The sequence below is a fragment of the Methanolobus halotolerans genome (assembly GCF_004745425.1).
In the GTDB taxonomy this organism is placed as follows: Archaea; Halobacteriota; Methanosarcinia; order Methanosarcinales; family Methanosarcinaceae; genus Methanolobus; species Methanolobus halotolerans.
In genome coordinates this window covers 162,125-175,948 of sequence record NZ_PGGK01000001.1, presented here as the reverse complement: position 1 = coordinate 175,948, position 13,824 = coordinate 162,125, and the positions used below count along the sequence as shown (strand labels likewise).

Annotated in this window: 18 protein-coding genes and 1 tRNA gene; 17 read left to right on the top strand and 2 right to left on the bottom strand. The window is 44.7% G+C overall.

Features of this window, described 5'->3' with window-relative positions; all coding sequences use genetic code 11:
* The first annotated feature begins 59 nt into the window (after window positions 1-59).
* Both CUN85_RS00880 and CUN85_RS00875 read left to right on the top strand, forming a co-directional pair.
* Window positions 60-1,415: a dihydrolipoyl dehydrogenase family protein gene (locus CUN85_RS00880; protein ID WP_135388035.1), complete on the top strand. Its 1,356-nt coding sequence runs from the start codon at window positions 60-62 to the stop codon at window positions 1,413-1,415.
* Window positions 1,416-1,481: 66 nt separating this feature from the next.
* Window positions 1,482-1,757, top strand: a complete 276-nt coding sequence (locus CUN85_RS00875) for a YgaP family membrane protein (protein ID WP_135388033.1) — start codon at window positions 1,482-1,484, stop codon at window positions 1,755-1,757.
* 16 nt (window positions 1,758-1,773) lie between these two features.
* Here CUN85_RS00875 and CUN85_RS00870 read toward each other — a convergent pair whose 3' ends face one another.
* On the bottom strand, window positions 1,774-1,980 hold the full coding sequence (locus CUN85_RS00870) for a hypothetical protein (RefSeq protein ID WP_135388031.1): 207 nt from the start codon (window positions 1,978-1,980) through the stop codon (window positions 1,774-1,776).
* A 112-nt stretch (window positions 1,981-2,092) separates the two neighbouring features.
* Here CUN85_RS00870 and alaXM point away from each other — a divergent pair, with 112 nt between their 5' ends.
* Complete coding sequence (alaXM, locus tag CUN85_RS00865; protein ID WP_135388029.1) at window positions 2,093-2,803, top strand: alanyl-tRNA editing protein AlaXM; 711 nt, start codon at window positions 2,093-2,095, stop codon at window positions 2,801-2,803.
* Window positions 2,804-2,845: 42 nt separating this feature from the next.
* Here alaXM and CUN85_RS00860 read toward each other — a convergent pair whose 3' ends face one another.
* Entirely contained in the window at window positions 2,846-4,345 is a 1,500-nt protein-coding gene (locus CUN85_RS00860; protein WP_135388027.1) for an ATP-binding protein, read from the bottom strand.
* A 376-nt stretch (window positions 4,346-4,721) separates the two neighbouring features.
* Between CUN85_RS00860 and serA the strand changes: the two genes are divergently transcribed.
* The 14 genes from serA (at window position 4,722) to fni (ending at window position 13,768) form a co-directional block, all read left to right on the top strand.
* Window positions 4,722-6,293: a phosphoglycerate dehydrogenase gene (serA, locus tag CUN85_RS00855; RefSeq protein ID WP_135388025.1), complete on the top strand. Its 1,572-nt coding sequence runs from the start codon at window positions 4,722-4,724 to the stop codon at window positions 6,291-6,293.
* Window positions 6,294-6,375: 82 nt separating this feature from the next.
* Window positions 6,376-6,858 carry a hypothetical protein gene (locus CUN85_RS00850; RefSeq protein ID WP_135388023.1) on the top strand — a complete coding sequence of 161 codons (483 nt, stop codon included), beginning with the start codon at window positions 6,376-6,378 and terminating at the stop codon, window positions 6,856-6,858.
* Window positions 6,859-7,323: a DUF2240 family protein gene (locus CUN85_RS00845; RefSeq protein WP_135388022.1), complete on the top strand. Its 465-nt coding sequence runs from the start codon at window positions 6,859-6,861 to the stop codon at window positions 7,321-7,323.
* Between the two features lie 144 nt (window positions 7,324-7,467).
* Window positions 7,468-7,848: a 50S ribosomal protein L18e gene (locus CUN85_RS00840; RefSeq protein ID WP_135388020.1), complete on the top strand. Its 381-nt coding sequence runs from the start codon at window positions 7,468-7,470 to the stop codon at window positions 7,846-7,848.
* Window positions 7,849-7,859: 11 nt separating this feature from the next.
* Window positions 7,860-8,279 (top strand): 50S ribosomal protein L13, encoded by a 420-nt coding sequence (locus CUN85_RS00835; protein WP_135388018.1) that lies wholly within the window; start codon window positions 7,860-7,862, stop codon window positions 8,277-8,279.
* A gap of 12 nt (window positions 8,280-8,291) precedes the next feature.
* Complete coding sequence (locus CUN85_RS00830) at window positions 8,292-8,696, top strand: 30S ribosomal protein S9 (protein ID WP_135388016.1); 405 nt, start codon at window positions 8,292-8,294, stop codon at window positions 8,694-8,696.
* Between the two features lie 10 nt (window positions 8,697-8,706).
* Window positions 8,707-8,895 (top strand): DNA-directed RNA polymerase subunit N, encoded by a 189-nt coding sequence (locus CUN85_RS00825; protein WP_135388014.1) that lies wholly within the window; start codon window positions 8,707-8,709, stop codon window positions 8,893-8,895.
* A tRNA-Pro gene (locus tag CUN85_RS00820) sits at window positions 8,896-8,992 on the top strand.
* A 201-nt stretch (window positions 8,993-9,193) separates the two neighbouring features.
* Entirely contained in the window at window positions 9,194-9,379 is a 186-nt protein-coding gene (locus tag CUN85_RS00815; protein ID WP_135388012.1) for a DNA-directed RNA polymerase subunit K, read from the top strand.
* Between the two features lie 4 nt (window positions 9,380-9,383).
* Window positions 9,384-10,067 (top strand): 30S ribosomal protein S2, encoded by a 684-nt coding sequence (gene rpsB, locus CUN85_RS00810; protein ID WP_135388010.1) that lies wholly within the window; start codon window positions 9,384-9,386, stop codon window positions 10,065-10,067.
* Between the two features lie 67 nt (window positions 10,068-10,134).
* Window positions 10,135-10,932 (top strand): MEMO1 family protein, encoded by a 798-nt coding sequence (locus CUN85_RS00805; RefSeq protein WP_135388008.1) that lies wholly within the window; start codon window positions 10,135-10,137, stop codon window positions 10,930-10,932.
* Window positions 10,933-10,963: 31 nt separating this feature from the next.
* On the top strand, window positions 10,964-11,872 hold the full coding sequence (locus CUN85_RS00800; protein ID WP_135388006.1) for a mevalonate kinase: 909 nt from the start codon (window positions 10,964-10,966) through the stop codon (window positions 11,870-11,872).
* Window position 11,873: 1 nt separating this feature from the next.
* The gene (locus CUN85_RS00795) at window positions 11,874-12,653 is read left to right on the top strand and encodes an isopentenyl phosphate kinase (RefSeq protein ID WP_135388004.1); all 780 of its coding nucleotides are present in this window, start codon (window positions 11,874-11,876) and stop codon (window positions 12,651-12,653) included.
* A gap of 11 nt (window positions 12,654-12,664) precedes the next feature.
* Window positions 12,665-13,768, top strand: a complete 1,104-nt coding sequence (fni, locus tag CUN85_RS00790) for a type 2 isopentenyl-diphosphate Delta-isomerase (protein ID WP_135388002.1) — start codon at window positions 12,665-12,667, stop codon at window positions 13,766-13,768.
* Window positions 13,769-13,824 lie beyond the last annotated feature (56 nt).

Genomic DNA, 13,824 nt, shown 5'->3' with positions numbered 1-13,824 from the left:
CATCAGTTAAAGTTCATGGAAGGCTGATGACACGGGTTTATTTAAAAGGTGGGGAAAATATGGAGAAATATTATGATGCCATAGTAGTGGGAACCGGTGTAGCTGGATCCGCCATCGCACACCGGCTAAAAAGTGCAGGCATGAAGGTTGCTGTGACCGATATTGAAAGATATGGAGGAACCTGTGTCCTTAAAGGATGCACTCCAAAGAAGATACTCACAGGCATGGCAGACATCATCGATTCGAATAACAGAATGGCAGGAAAAGGCGGAGCGAAACCGCATCAGCAAATAAACTGGAAAGAGCTGATCGAGTTTAAGAATGATATAATTGACAGATATTCTGCTGCCAGGGTCAAGGGATATGAGGAAGCGGGCATAGACACCTACCACGGAAGAGCGCATTTCGCGGATGGTTCCACCCTCATGATAGAGGATGACAGGTTAAGGGCAAAATACATTGTCCTAGCAACCGGTGCAAAACCTGCTGATATAAGAATACCGGGAATGGAGCATATTACAACAAGCAGCGACTTCCTCGACCTAGAAGAGCTCCCGGAGCGTATTATCTTTGGAGGTGGTGGTTTCATCTCCTTTGAGCTTGCCCATGCAGCGGCCCGTGCAGGTATAAAGGCAACGATATTGCATAGAAGCCAGAGAGTACTGAAGAATTTCGAGCCAGACCTTGCACTGATCCTTATTAAAGCGTCGGAATATGCAGGTATCCATGTAAGGACCATGCAGGAGATCCGGAAGATAGAGTACGACACCAAAACCCTTGAGATCACAGTTACGGCCCTGGACAGAAACACTGATGAAGAACTGACTTATACATGTGACATGGTAGTACATGGTTTGGGCAGGACCGCCAGGATAGAGGGACTTAAGCCGGAGGAAGGAAACGTTGCAACTAAGGATGGTTACATAGATGTTAATGAGTATCTCCAGAGTACATCTAACCCCCGGGTGTATGCAGCAGGCGACTGTATCAAACCGGGACTCCCCCTGACACCGGTTGCAACTATGCAGGGAAAGGTGGTCGCTTCGAACATACTTGAAGGTAACAGGCACAAACCAGATCACAGTACAGTAGCTTCGGCGGTATTCACCATACCGCCCCTTGCAGGCGTGGGTCTGTCCGAGAAGGAGATGACCGATAATCATGAAGTGATATTCAATGATATGTGCCAGTGGTACTCAGTCATTAGAACGAATATGGAATTTGCAGCCTCGAAGGTCATAGTTGAGAAAGGTTCAGGAAGAATAGTGGGTGCACATATGCTGGGACCGGATGCTGAGAACGTCGTCAATCTCTTTTCTCTGGCAATACGCCATGGAATGAGAATATCAGATGTTAAGGATGTTCTCTATGCTTATCCGAGCATCACCTATGACATCAATAGTATGCTGGGTTAGATCGACTATCCTTTAAAACCGGGATCATTACAGTTCATCAGATTGGAAATTAAAAGGAGGAGTTATATGGATCTGAAAGAAATGCTTTTTAAGGAAAATGTGGGTGGCCTCGATCTGTACGTAAGGGCACTCCTGGGTTCACTTGCGATCTCAGCTCTGGCACTCGGCATCATGAGACAGAGCAAGTTGAAATGGCTTCTGGCACTTGTTGGATTCACAGGCATTTTCACTTCCCTGACAAGGCATTGCACCCCATATACATTACTGGGGATCAGCACGGCCAAAAAGGATGTCAACAGATGCCATTCCCCGGATACAGCTGATCAGGAAGAAGCATATTAAATAGGAACTGCTGGTCTCAGATCGCTCTTCGGTTGACAGCTTCAAAAAAAAGCAGCCTGAAGGACATGAAAAGAAGCGAGTATACCATAGACAAGCGCATTTCCCCATATTCCACAACAAGGAAGATCAGGAAAGGAAGCACCGGGCTTAAGCCAGGTGTACCTATGAAATTCACAGTCAGTATAGGATAGACGGGAATATTGCGGTCATTGGTTTCTGACATCGTTCATCAAGATTAAAAAACGGATACTATTTGACTTTTTCTAAAAGAAGTGGAAGTCTTTCCAAACATATCCGGCAAAAAGTATATTTTAAGCAGATATGTAGTCAGATGTATGGAAGAACTATACTTGAAAGACTGTTATCTTCGGGAGTTCGAGGCTGCGGTTAAGAGTGTAAAGGACGACAGATTCGTAGTACTGGACAGAACGGCTTTCTACCCGAACTCAGGAGGACAGCCCCATGATACAGGAACACTTCTGCGGGATGGTGAAGAGTTCCCGGTGATATCTGTCGGCAGATTCGATGGAAAGATAGGTCATGAGGTCTCGAAACCCGGACTTCGGGAAGGAGACAGGGTAAAAGGCATCATCGACTGGAACAGGAGGCAGCTTTTCATGAGCTATCACACCGCCTGCCATATATTAAGTGCGGTCATCCATAATGAAACGGGTGCCATGATCAGCGGGAACCAGCTTGCTGTGGATAAGACACGGGTCGATTTCAACCTTGAGAACTTTGACCGGGAACAATTGAGATCCTATGAATCCAGGGTCAATGATATAATCGATCTTGATATCCCTGTTGAAATAAGCCTGTTACCAAAAGATGAGGCTTTCAGCATACCTTCGGTCGTCAAGCTCAAGAATGCATTCCCCCCGGAACTGGAAAAAATAAGGGTTATAGACATCCGGAATATTGACAGACAGGCCTGTGGCGGGACCCATGTTTCCAGCACGGGAGAGATACCCCACATAGAGATCTTTAAGGCAGAGAACAAAGGGAAGAACAACAGAAGAGTATATTTCAGGTTCAGGACCGGTTAAAATACAGACAATGCAAAAGATCTTGCGGACTGCAGCACAGCCTTAAATTACATTCCCCATCAGGACATTTTCCACATTGTCATTCTTCTCTACATATGCAGGCAGCAGTATATGGGCCGTAGTGCCCACTCCTTCGGTACTTTCGATCCATATCCTTCCCCTGTGCACCTCAACTATGTTCTTGGAAAGGTAGAGGCCAAGTCCGTTGCCACCGTAGCTTCGGCTCATTGAACCGTCAACCTGATAGAACCGCTCGAATATCCGTGGAAGGTGGTTCTCAGGTATACCAACACCGTTATCCGATATTTCTACATGCATGTATTCACCTTCCTCGAATACGGATATCTTTACCTTACCTGATTCAGGGGAAAATTTTATTGCATTGTCCAGAAGATAGGCAAATAGCTGTTTCAGAATCTCCGTGTTACCAAAAACAAAACGCATATTCTTTCCATATATCTTATCCAGGAGCATCCTTTTTTCCCCGGTCTTGAATGAAAGGCTTAAGATAGCGTTTTCCAGTACATCTGTTAAACAGAGGGGGGAAAAGACATGTTGTTTTTTGAACTGGAAAGCATTCATATGCAGAAGCGACTCTATCAGAGTGTACAGGCGTTCAGAGTTTGAGACGATAACCTTAAGACCATGCAATTGTTTCTCATTCAATTCACCCAGCATACCTTCATACATTATCTCACTGTAGCCTTTTATGGATATCAGCGGAGTTTTGAGTTCATGGGTCACATTGGAAACGAACTCATCTTTCATCTGATCGAGGGATTTCAGTTCATCATATGCTTTGGTCGTCTTTTCCAAAAGCCCTATGTTCTCGACAGTAATACCCGACAGCTTACCCACGCTCTCAAGAACGCACAGGTCCTCTTCATTCAGCTGGCAGTCCTGCTTTACAGAGAACATGAAAAAACCGATCGCCTGGTTGCGTGCTATCATCGGGAAAGCAATAAAGTTCCCGGAATCTATTTCAGGATGAAGCTCCGGGCCCGTAGTGATGACAGGAGCTGTACCGGTCTTTTGGGACGAATCCCTATCCTGCAGGATACCGGATGCCAACGGATGATCAAGAGAGATGTTCCCGATCGATCTTTTCATCTGTATAGGAGCTTCTGCATCCGCGACCATAACAGCCTTACCAAGGTCATGTCTGATCATATGGATAAAGCCATAGTTTGCCCCCAGGTAAGAGATCAGTTCGTTTAGCACATCATGTAAAAATGTCTCGCCATCAAGAGAACTGGCAGATATCGAAGTAGCTGAATGCAAGATCAAAAGGTCCCTGTCCTTTTTTGATGCCCTTCTCTCTGCAACCTCGCATTTTGTTGACATCCCTGCAACAGTGATACCGGAGAACATGAACACTACGAAAATAAAGGATGGAAGGTAAAGCTCATTAGCAGATATATCTGTCAATTGGCTGAAAAAACTCCCATTTCCCATTGCAAAGTTATTTATTAAGTCACAACAGGCCAGTATGAAAAAAGCAAGAATTGCCGAGACCAGAATAACAATTAACTTCATATTCATGTACCGCCTGCAAGAACAATGTAAGTTTTCAACAATTACCAGTTATTGTTTTGATAGTGAATATACAAAATCCTCATATATAGGATATATATGTTCCGATTTTTAAGTGGACTTCTCTCAAGAAAAATGGAGAATGCAGTGAGTATAACTGATACGTTATTTGATGCTTAACTTTTTAAGTAGTTAGCTATATCTAAAGTTGCTATTTCAAAGTTGTTGTCCTTTAAGACAAAATATAAGGCTTATAGACAGCATGCGGACAATTATAAAACATATGGTTACGTTAATTCCATACCGTAAAGATAGAGATAACAATTATAGATAAATTATTAATAATTATATCAGGAATTATATTGATCTTGTGGAGATAAACAGAATGAAAGTATTGGTCAGCGATCCGTTATCCGAACAGGGATTGGCAAAGCTCAATCAGCATTTTACAGTTGACGTGTTAACCGGACTCTCGGAAGAAGAACTGGTGGAAAAGATACCAGATTATGAAGCCCTTGTTATCCGTAGTGGAACACAGGTTACCAGGAATGTTATTGAAGCTGCGGATAAAATGAAGATCATCGGAAGAGCGGGGGTCGGAGTTGATAATATTGACGTGGAGGCAGCCACTGAAAAGGGAATTATTGTTGTCAATGCCCCCGAGGGTAATATGCTTTCAGCTGCAGAGCATACAATAGCAATGATGCTTGCACTATCCAGGAATATCCCACAGGCCAATTCATCCCTCCGGTCGAAGAAATGGGAACGTAAGAAGTTCATGGGTATTGAGGTAAACGGGAAAACTCTTGGGGTAATCGGGCTTGGGCGCATAGGTGCAGAAGTTGCGAAAAGAGCACAGGGACTGGAAATGAATATTCTGGCGTATGATCCTTTCATCTCCGAGGAGAGAGCAAAGGAGCTCGGTGTCAAACTCATGTCAGTACAGGAGATAGCAAAAGAGGCTGATTTTATTACTGTCCACACACCCCTGACAAAGGAGACAAGGAACATCATCGATAAGGCAGAGCTTGACATGATGAAAAGTACTGCAAGGATAATCAACTGTGCACGCGGTGGCATAATCAATGAGGAAGCACTTGCTGAAGCTCTTAAAACAGGGAAGGTCGCCGGTGCTGCAGTAGATGTGTTCGTGAGTGAACCACCTTTTGACAGCCCCCTTTTTGACTGCGAGAATCTCATAGTCACCCCACATCTTGGCGCATCCACTGAGGAAGCACAGATTAATGTTGCAGTATCGGTTGCTGAAGAGGTTATTTCGGTCCTGACGGGAGGGACTGCAAAGAACGCGATCAATATACCCTCCGTCAAACCAGAAGTAATGACAATGCTTGCTCCATACATCAAGCTTGCAGAAACCATGAGCAGTGGCTGTGCCCAGTTGATGGGAAAGAATTATGAGAAGATCGAGATCAGCTATCATGGCGAGATCGCAGAAAAGGATACAAGACCAATGACCGTTGCTGCACTGAAAGGAATGCTCCAGGTAGCACTCGGTTCAGCGGTCAATTACGTCAATGCACCTTCCGTTGCAAAATCCAGGAAAGTGGAAGTCGTCGAAAGCAAATCGGAGACATCGGAAGAATATGCATCTACAATAAGAATCAGGATCACAAAAGGAAATGAATCAGAATCGATCACAGGTGCCGTTATAGGCAATGCAGGAAAGATAATCAGTATCAATGATGAACATGTTGATATAGCCCCGGCAGGATATATAATTGTTGCAAATCACATCAACAAACCCAATGTTATCGGACCGTGTTGCATTCTACTTGGTAAGAACAACATCAATATCTCAGGTATGCAGGTTGGCAGAGTGGAGATTGGCAGAACAACCATCATGGCCCTGAACGTTGATTCCGAAGTCCCTGAACCGATCCTCAGGGAGATGAGGTCTGTAGAAGGAATCATCGATGCCAAACTCATTAAGCTCTGAGGACACCTGTAGTAATATATTTAGCAATATAGTCCCAATATAGTCAGTAATATAGTACAAAGGCGGAAGATGATCGTTTAAAATGATGAGAAAGCGAATATATCACCGGTTTCCTCACAGGCAGGTAGAGTTCGAACAGAAGTACCGTTACCATTCGGATCTACCTTTTTTTATAAAGGTCATGGCAAACATGGACGGGAAATTCGGGATGTTTGTGACTGAATCCGTGACTCAGCGAGGACACAGGATACAGGCAAAAAGGGAAATACGCGTAGAGATCGTAACCAACGGTATAGATTTCGCCTCATTGAACTATGATAATGTTGATGAGATAATCGGAACCATAGAAAAAGAAGGGATCATTGACTTCAAGATCTATCTGAACTATAGTTACCTCGACGGCAAATATAACAGGGTACCCTTCAGAGGTGACATCTACCTGGTGCGCGCAATCCTTGAGAATGAATTAATGGTCCTTCAGATAAACCACATCGACGGGCAAAAACGTACTGAATGCGGCAGGGTTGCAGATACCATCATTGATGAGCTAAGACGTGGTTCATAAATGGATGAACTGACACTGGTTGTTGCAACACCCTTCAAGAAAAAAGCAACATCCTCTCTTTCTATAAAGGATTTTGAGTTCGCGCTCTCCTTTGACCTGAAATGGATGGCCCCCGACCTTGCATCCAGAATAAGGGACAAAGCCATTCGTTCCAGGCTTCTAAGACTTGAAGGAAATAGGCTGATACCTGCTTTTGCAATTGAGAAGATAGAGCTGCCCCAGGGTTTCAAGCCATCCGGTAATATCTTTTCGGAAAAGACCCCGATAGAAGAACTCATTACCATGATCGCTGCAAAGACAGGCAAAACTGAAAAAGAAGCTATTGCTGAAATAAATACCCACCAGGAACGGCTGGGAGACCTTGTGGATATAGAGATAACAGCCCTCGTTGTTGCAAAAGAGAAGGGATGTGACATAGAGAGTATCTATCAAAAGTTATATGACAAAGTCTTTAATAGAGAATGAGTACATAACCTTTATGTAGTAGTAATGTCATTCAGAGCCACGAATTTATTATAAATAGATTCCATGTTCTTACTTTACTGGCACCTTAAGGATGTTCGAACGCATTGAATGCGTGAGTGAGACATAATCTTGCGGAGGAACATTATGAGCAAGAAAACAAATGCAAAAATAGTCAGAAAGACAAATCCACGGATACCAAAATTGATCACATATTTGAAACAGGTATCCTATGATAACGATGTGCTCATCTGGAAAGATGTAGCAAGCAGGCTGGAAAAGCCAAGGCAGAACTATGCTGAAGTAAACCTCAGTAAAATAAACAGGTATGCAAATGAGAATGAAACTGTTCTTATACCTGGCAAGGTACTGGGTTCGGGCATGATTGGCAAAGCAGCAACTGTGGCGGCATTAAGCTTCAGTTTGACAGCAAAGGAAAAAATCACCGGCCTTGGTGGGAAATGTTTGACGATTGAACAGATCATTGAAGAGAATCCCAAGGGATCCGGAATAAGGATTCTGCAGTAAAGGTGATCATGATGACAATTATCGATGCAGATGGACTTATTATGGGAAGGCTTGCAAGCACAGTGGCGAAAAGATTACTGGCAGGCGAACAGATAGACATAGTAAACGCCGATAAGGCAGTCATATCCGGCTCCAGGCTGAGTACCCTGAGGGAGTATGACGAGATATTGAACATTGGTAACCGTGAATTCGGACCTTACTTCCCCAGAAGACCAGAGAGGATACTGAAGAGAACTGTCAGGGGAATGCTTCCTTACAAACGTTCAAGAGGAAAAGATGCAATGTCACGCCTCAAGGTGTACATCGGCGTCCCTTCAGAGTTCAATGACAAAGAAATAATCAGCGTGAAAGAAGCAGACATGAATCGTCTGAGCTCGAACAAGTACATTACCCTTGGACAGGTCAGCGCAAAATTGGGTTCCAAATTCTGAGGAGAATAAGAAATGTCAACTAAAGTTGTAACTTCATCCGGTAAAAAGAAGACAGCAATTGCACGTGCAACTGTCAAGAAAGGAACAGGAAGAGTGCGCATTAACAAGAAACCTCTCGAGATATACGATCCTGAGTTCGCAAAACTGAAAATAGACGAGGCAGTCATGATCGCAGGCGAGACGGCAGCTACTCTTGATATCGATGTCACAGTCAATGGAGGCGGCATCATGGGACAGGCAAGTGCAGTCAGAACCGCTATCGCGAGAGGCATAGTGGACTGGACGAATGACACAGATATCCGTGATACCTACATGGCATATGACCGTAACCTGCTTGTAAACGACTCCAGGCAGAAAGAGACTAAGAAGTTCGGCGGACCTGGTGCACGTTCAAGATATCAGAAATCTTACAGGTGAGATTTAAGCAATGATTCCAGTCCGGTGTTTTACCTGTGGAAAGGTAGTTTCAAACTATTGGGAAGAGTACAAAAGACGTGTTCAGGAAGGCGAGAATGCAGGCACTGTGCTTGATGATCTCGGGATCACAAGATACTGCTGCCGCAGGATGATCCTCTCCCACGTTGAACTTGTAGACACACTGGCTCCATACCAGTAAGGGACCGTAGGGTAGCCTGGACCATCCTTCGGCGTTCGGGACATGAGCAGATCATGCGGATCACGCCGGTACCTGAGTTCAAATCTCAGCGGTCCCATTACCTTTCAGGTAAACACTGGAGGAGCCTGTTGTAAGACATGCGACCACATTCGGAGGGATTCCGAATAGAATTTATTATTCAAGTTAATCCAAGGACCATAATAAGGTTGTTTGCTAAGAAACTGTTTTTATGCTAATAGTCATTATGGTCGAACTATTTTAATTATTATTGCTACGGAATTGTACGTTAGGTGATCGATTGAACACAGAACACTATACAAGGTATGAGAAAGCAAGGATCATTGGAGCAAGATCATTACAGATTTCAATGGGAGCGCCAGTGCTGGTCGATGATCAAAATACAAATTCCCTTTTTCTTGCCAAAAAAGAGTTCGAACTGGGAATCATTCCCATTACAGTAAAAAGAGACAAAATCATAAGGTGATAGAATGGATACAACCGAAGATATCAAGATTACAGAAGATAATAACACAGAAGTTGAGAGTGAAGTGAGAAACATAACAGAACCAAAGGAAGGAAGTGAGGGAGAGAAGACCACTTCGCTTGTTCCTATAGATGAGTATCTTGCAGCAGGAGTACACATCGGTACCCAGCAGAAGACCGAGAACATGATGAGATTCGTGTACCGTGTAAGGACCGACGGACTCTATGTACTTGACATCCAGGCTACAGACGAAAGGATCAAGCTGGCTGCAAACTTCCTGTCCGAGTATGACCCTTCGAGGATACTTGTAGTATCTGCAAGGCAGTACGGACAGTTCCCTGCAAAAATATTCGCAAAGGCAATCGGCGCAAGATCCATGGTCGGAAGGTTCATCCCCGGAACACTCACAAACCCAACGGTTGAGCACTTCTTTGAACCGGATGCAGTCATTGTCACAGACCCTACCGGCGATGCACAGGTAATAAAAGAGGCAAATGATATCGGAATACCAGTAGTCGCATTTTGTGATACGAACAACATGACATCAAATGTAGATCTGGTCATCCCGACAAACAATAAAGGCAGAAAAGCACTTTCACTTGTCTACTGGCTGCTCGCAAGAGAGATTACAAAATCCAACAACACAATGTTCAACTACGAACTCGAAAGTTTCGAAGCAGGCATCTGAACCAGCTAGCTGTACAGGCATACTACAAATAGAAAAAACCCGTATATTTCATGGGGTGAATAGTAGTATGAGACAAACAACAGTTGCCGGCCAGTTCTATCCATTGGGTCCAAGGGACCTCAAGAAAGAACTGAGCAGATGCTTTAAGAACATAGACATCCGGGAAAGGGAGATCACAGGGGCTGTGATTCCCCACGCCGGATATGCTTATTCAGGGGAGGTTGCAGCGCACGCTTATGCCTTGCTCCCGAAAGCAGATACCTATGTATTGTTTGGTCCCAACCATACCGGATACGGATCAGCCATTGCTCTTTCCCAGGAAACGTGGACCACACCACTTGGAGAAATAGAGGCTGACCAGGAAACAGGAAAACTCCTTGCCGGAAGCATTGTGGATTATGACGAACTGGCACACAGGTTTGAACATTCCATAGAGGTACAGTTACCTTTTCTTCAGTACAGGTTCGGAGATGATTTCAAGATACTCCCTATCTGCATGGGACTGCAAGATGAAGAGACTGCTATTGAAGTCGGACAAGTGGTTGCAAATGCTGCAAAGAAAAGTGGCAAGCGGACAGTCTTCATAGCTTCCAGCGATTTTACACATTACCAGCCTGCAAAAGTAGCACATGATAATGATCACTATCTTATAGACTCGATTATCAGGAAAGATATTGAGGAGTTCTATCGAAGAAGGGAAGAAAAGAATATCACAGCCTGTGGTTTTGGCCCTATTGCAGCTATGCTTACAGCAGCAATGGAATTTGGTGCAGGCAATGTAGAGCTGTTGAAGTATGCGAACAGCGGTGATGTGAGTGGTGATTATTCGCAGGTAGTAGGATATGCGGCATTGGTAGTTGAATAAAGTATGTTGGTAATGATGAATTGGAGTTAATATGATAACGTGCTCTGCGCCCGGAAAAGTATACCTGTTCGGTGAACATGCAGTTGTTTACGGACAAAGTGCCATATGTTGCGCCATCGATCTGCGTACAAGGGTGCAGGCAACAAAACATGATTCCATAGTCATTGAGTCGGTACTTGGAACAACTGCCCTGGATTTCGAGATACATCCCTATGTATCCAGTGTAATTGAAAAAATGAAAGGTCATGCGAACATCGAAGGAGTCAGGATACAAATCCGGTCAGAACTTCCTGTGGGTTCGGGACTCGGCTCTTCTGCAGCTGTTACCGTTGCAACGCTGCAGGCATTGAACCAGCTTTACGCATGCAACCTGCAACTGGAAGATATCGCAAACATAGGACATACTATCGAAAGGGAAATACAGGGAAATGCCAGCCCCACTGATACCTATGTGAGTACAATGGGTGGAGTAGTCCTTATCCCGGAACGCCGCAAACTCAAAGACCTGGACTGTCAGCTGGTGATTGGAAATACCAGGAAGTCCTCATCAACGAAGGATCTTGTGTCAAATGTGGCACAACTGCGCCAGGAATTCCCCGATATCATAGATCCCATACTAGACAATATAGGTAAAATGGCGCACCTGGCTGAAGAACCTGTCAACCGGTATGACTATGAGACCACCGGTAAACTGATGAACGTAAATCATGGACTTCTCGATGCCATCGGTGTCGGAGGAGCTGAACTGTCAGCACTGGTATATGCGGCACGGAATGCCGGTGCGATCTCCGCAAAGATCACAGGAGCAGGCGGAGGAGGATGTATTGTTGCACTCGCAAACGAAACAAGTGCCAGTGCAGTTGCTAGTGCGATAAAGAATATCGGTGCCGAAGCCATCCTCACAAGAAACACTCATGAAGGTGTCAGACTGGAGCCATAGCATGAAAAAAGGACAAGGCATTACGGTTTTAAAGATAGGCGGAAGTGTAATCACCGATAAAGGAAAAAATGAAGGCGCTGCCAGGTATGAAGAAATAGAACGAATTGCCAGAGAAATATCAGAATTTGATACAGGCCTGGTAATCGTACATGGTGCGGGTTCTTTTGGACATCCCCAGGCAAAGCGCTATGAACTGAATGGGAAGTTCGACCCTAGGGGAAGCATTATAACCCATCTGTCCGTAAAGGACCTGAACAAACTGGTAGTCAGTTACCTGAACGATGCAGGGGTCAACGCCATCGGAATTCATCCTATGAACTGCGTTGTTTCTGATGATGCAAGGATAAAGAGTATGTTCCTTGCCCATATTCAGGAAATGATAGATAGGGGTTTTGTACCTGTTTTACATGGTGATGTGGTAATGGATGAAAGACTTGGCACATCAGTACTCTCGGGAGATCAGATAGTACCTTATCTTGCATTCAAGTTAAAAGCAGAGCGCATTGGCATAGGAAGTGCCGCGGAAGGTGTGCTTGACGGAAGCGGCAAGACAATTGGAAGGATAACGCCTGATAACTTCGATCAGATAAAGCAGTTCATCAGCGGTTCTGCCAATACCGATGTTACAGGCGGGATGCTGGGAAAGGTACTTGAACTGTTAAACCTTAGTGAATCATCGAATATCACTTCATACATTTTCAACGCAGGTCAGGCTGGAAATGTCTCAGGCTTCTTAAGCGGAGAGGACATTGGCACTGCGATCTCAAAAGCGGAATATTAAGGACCAGTATCATGACTACTTCACAGAGAAAGATAGAACACCTTCAACTATGTGCTACAAGCCCTGTGGAATCAAGAAGAATGGGAGCGGGATTTGACGATATTATGCTTGTGCATCGGGCACTCCCCGAAATGTCCATGGACGAAATCGATTTGTCTGTGGAGTTCCTTGGAAGTAAATTGAATGCACCTTTCATGATAGCCTCAATTACAGGCGGGCACCCCGGGACCATACCTATTAATGCAGCTCTTGCCAGTGCTGCGGAAGAACTTGGTATAGGGATAGGCGTTGGCAGCCAGAGAGCGGCCATCGAAGATCCTTCACAGGAAGAGTCTTTCAGGGTTGTCCGCGATAAGGCACCCAACACTTTTGTTTATGGAAATATAGGTGCTGCACAGATAAGACAATACGGTATTGAAGGTGTTGAGAGATTAATAGAGATGATAGATGCCGATGCTATGGCAATACACCTGAATTTTCTGCAGGAAGCCATACAACCCGAAGGTGACAGGGACGCTTCCGGTGCACTTGACAGCATAAGGGAGATCTGCAACCTGAAAACACCCATCATCGTTAAGGAAACGGGAGCAGGGATCTCACTGGAAGATGCCAGGCTGTTAAAGGATGCAGGAGTCGCAGCTATAGATGTCGGAGGTGTTGGGGGAACTAGCTGGGCAGGTGTGGAAGTCTACCGTGCAAGAGAAAGAGAGGATATCATGTCAGAACTGCTGGGTGATCTCTTCTGGGATTTCGGCATACCTACCGTTCCAAGCATTGTCGAATGCAGTAGCTTACTGCCGGTTATTGCCACCGGTGGCGTAAGGTCAGGACTTGACATAGCGAAATGCATCGCTCTTGGCTCATCAGTCTCCAGTGCTGCATTACCTTTCGTAGAGCCGGCCATGAAAGGTGAAAAGCAAGTTGAGGAAAGCATCTCTCGTTTACTTGATGAACTGAAGGTGGCAATGTTCCTTTGCGGTTGCAACGATATCAAAAAACTGCGTTCGGCCCCAACGGTAATAACAGGATGGACAAAAGAATATATCGAACTTAGGGGCTTTGATGCAAAAGAGTTTGCACTACGTTCTGATAAGAGTGATTTTCAGATAGTTTAACTGTCATTCAGAAAGATTTGTTAAAACAAATTAATTTTTTATAAACATAAAGAGGA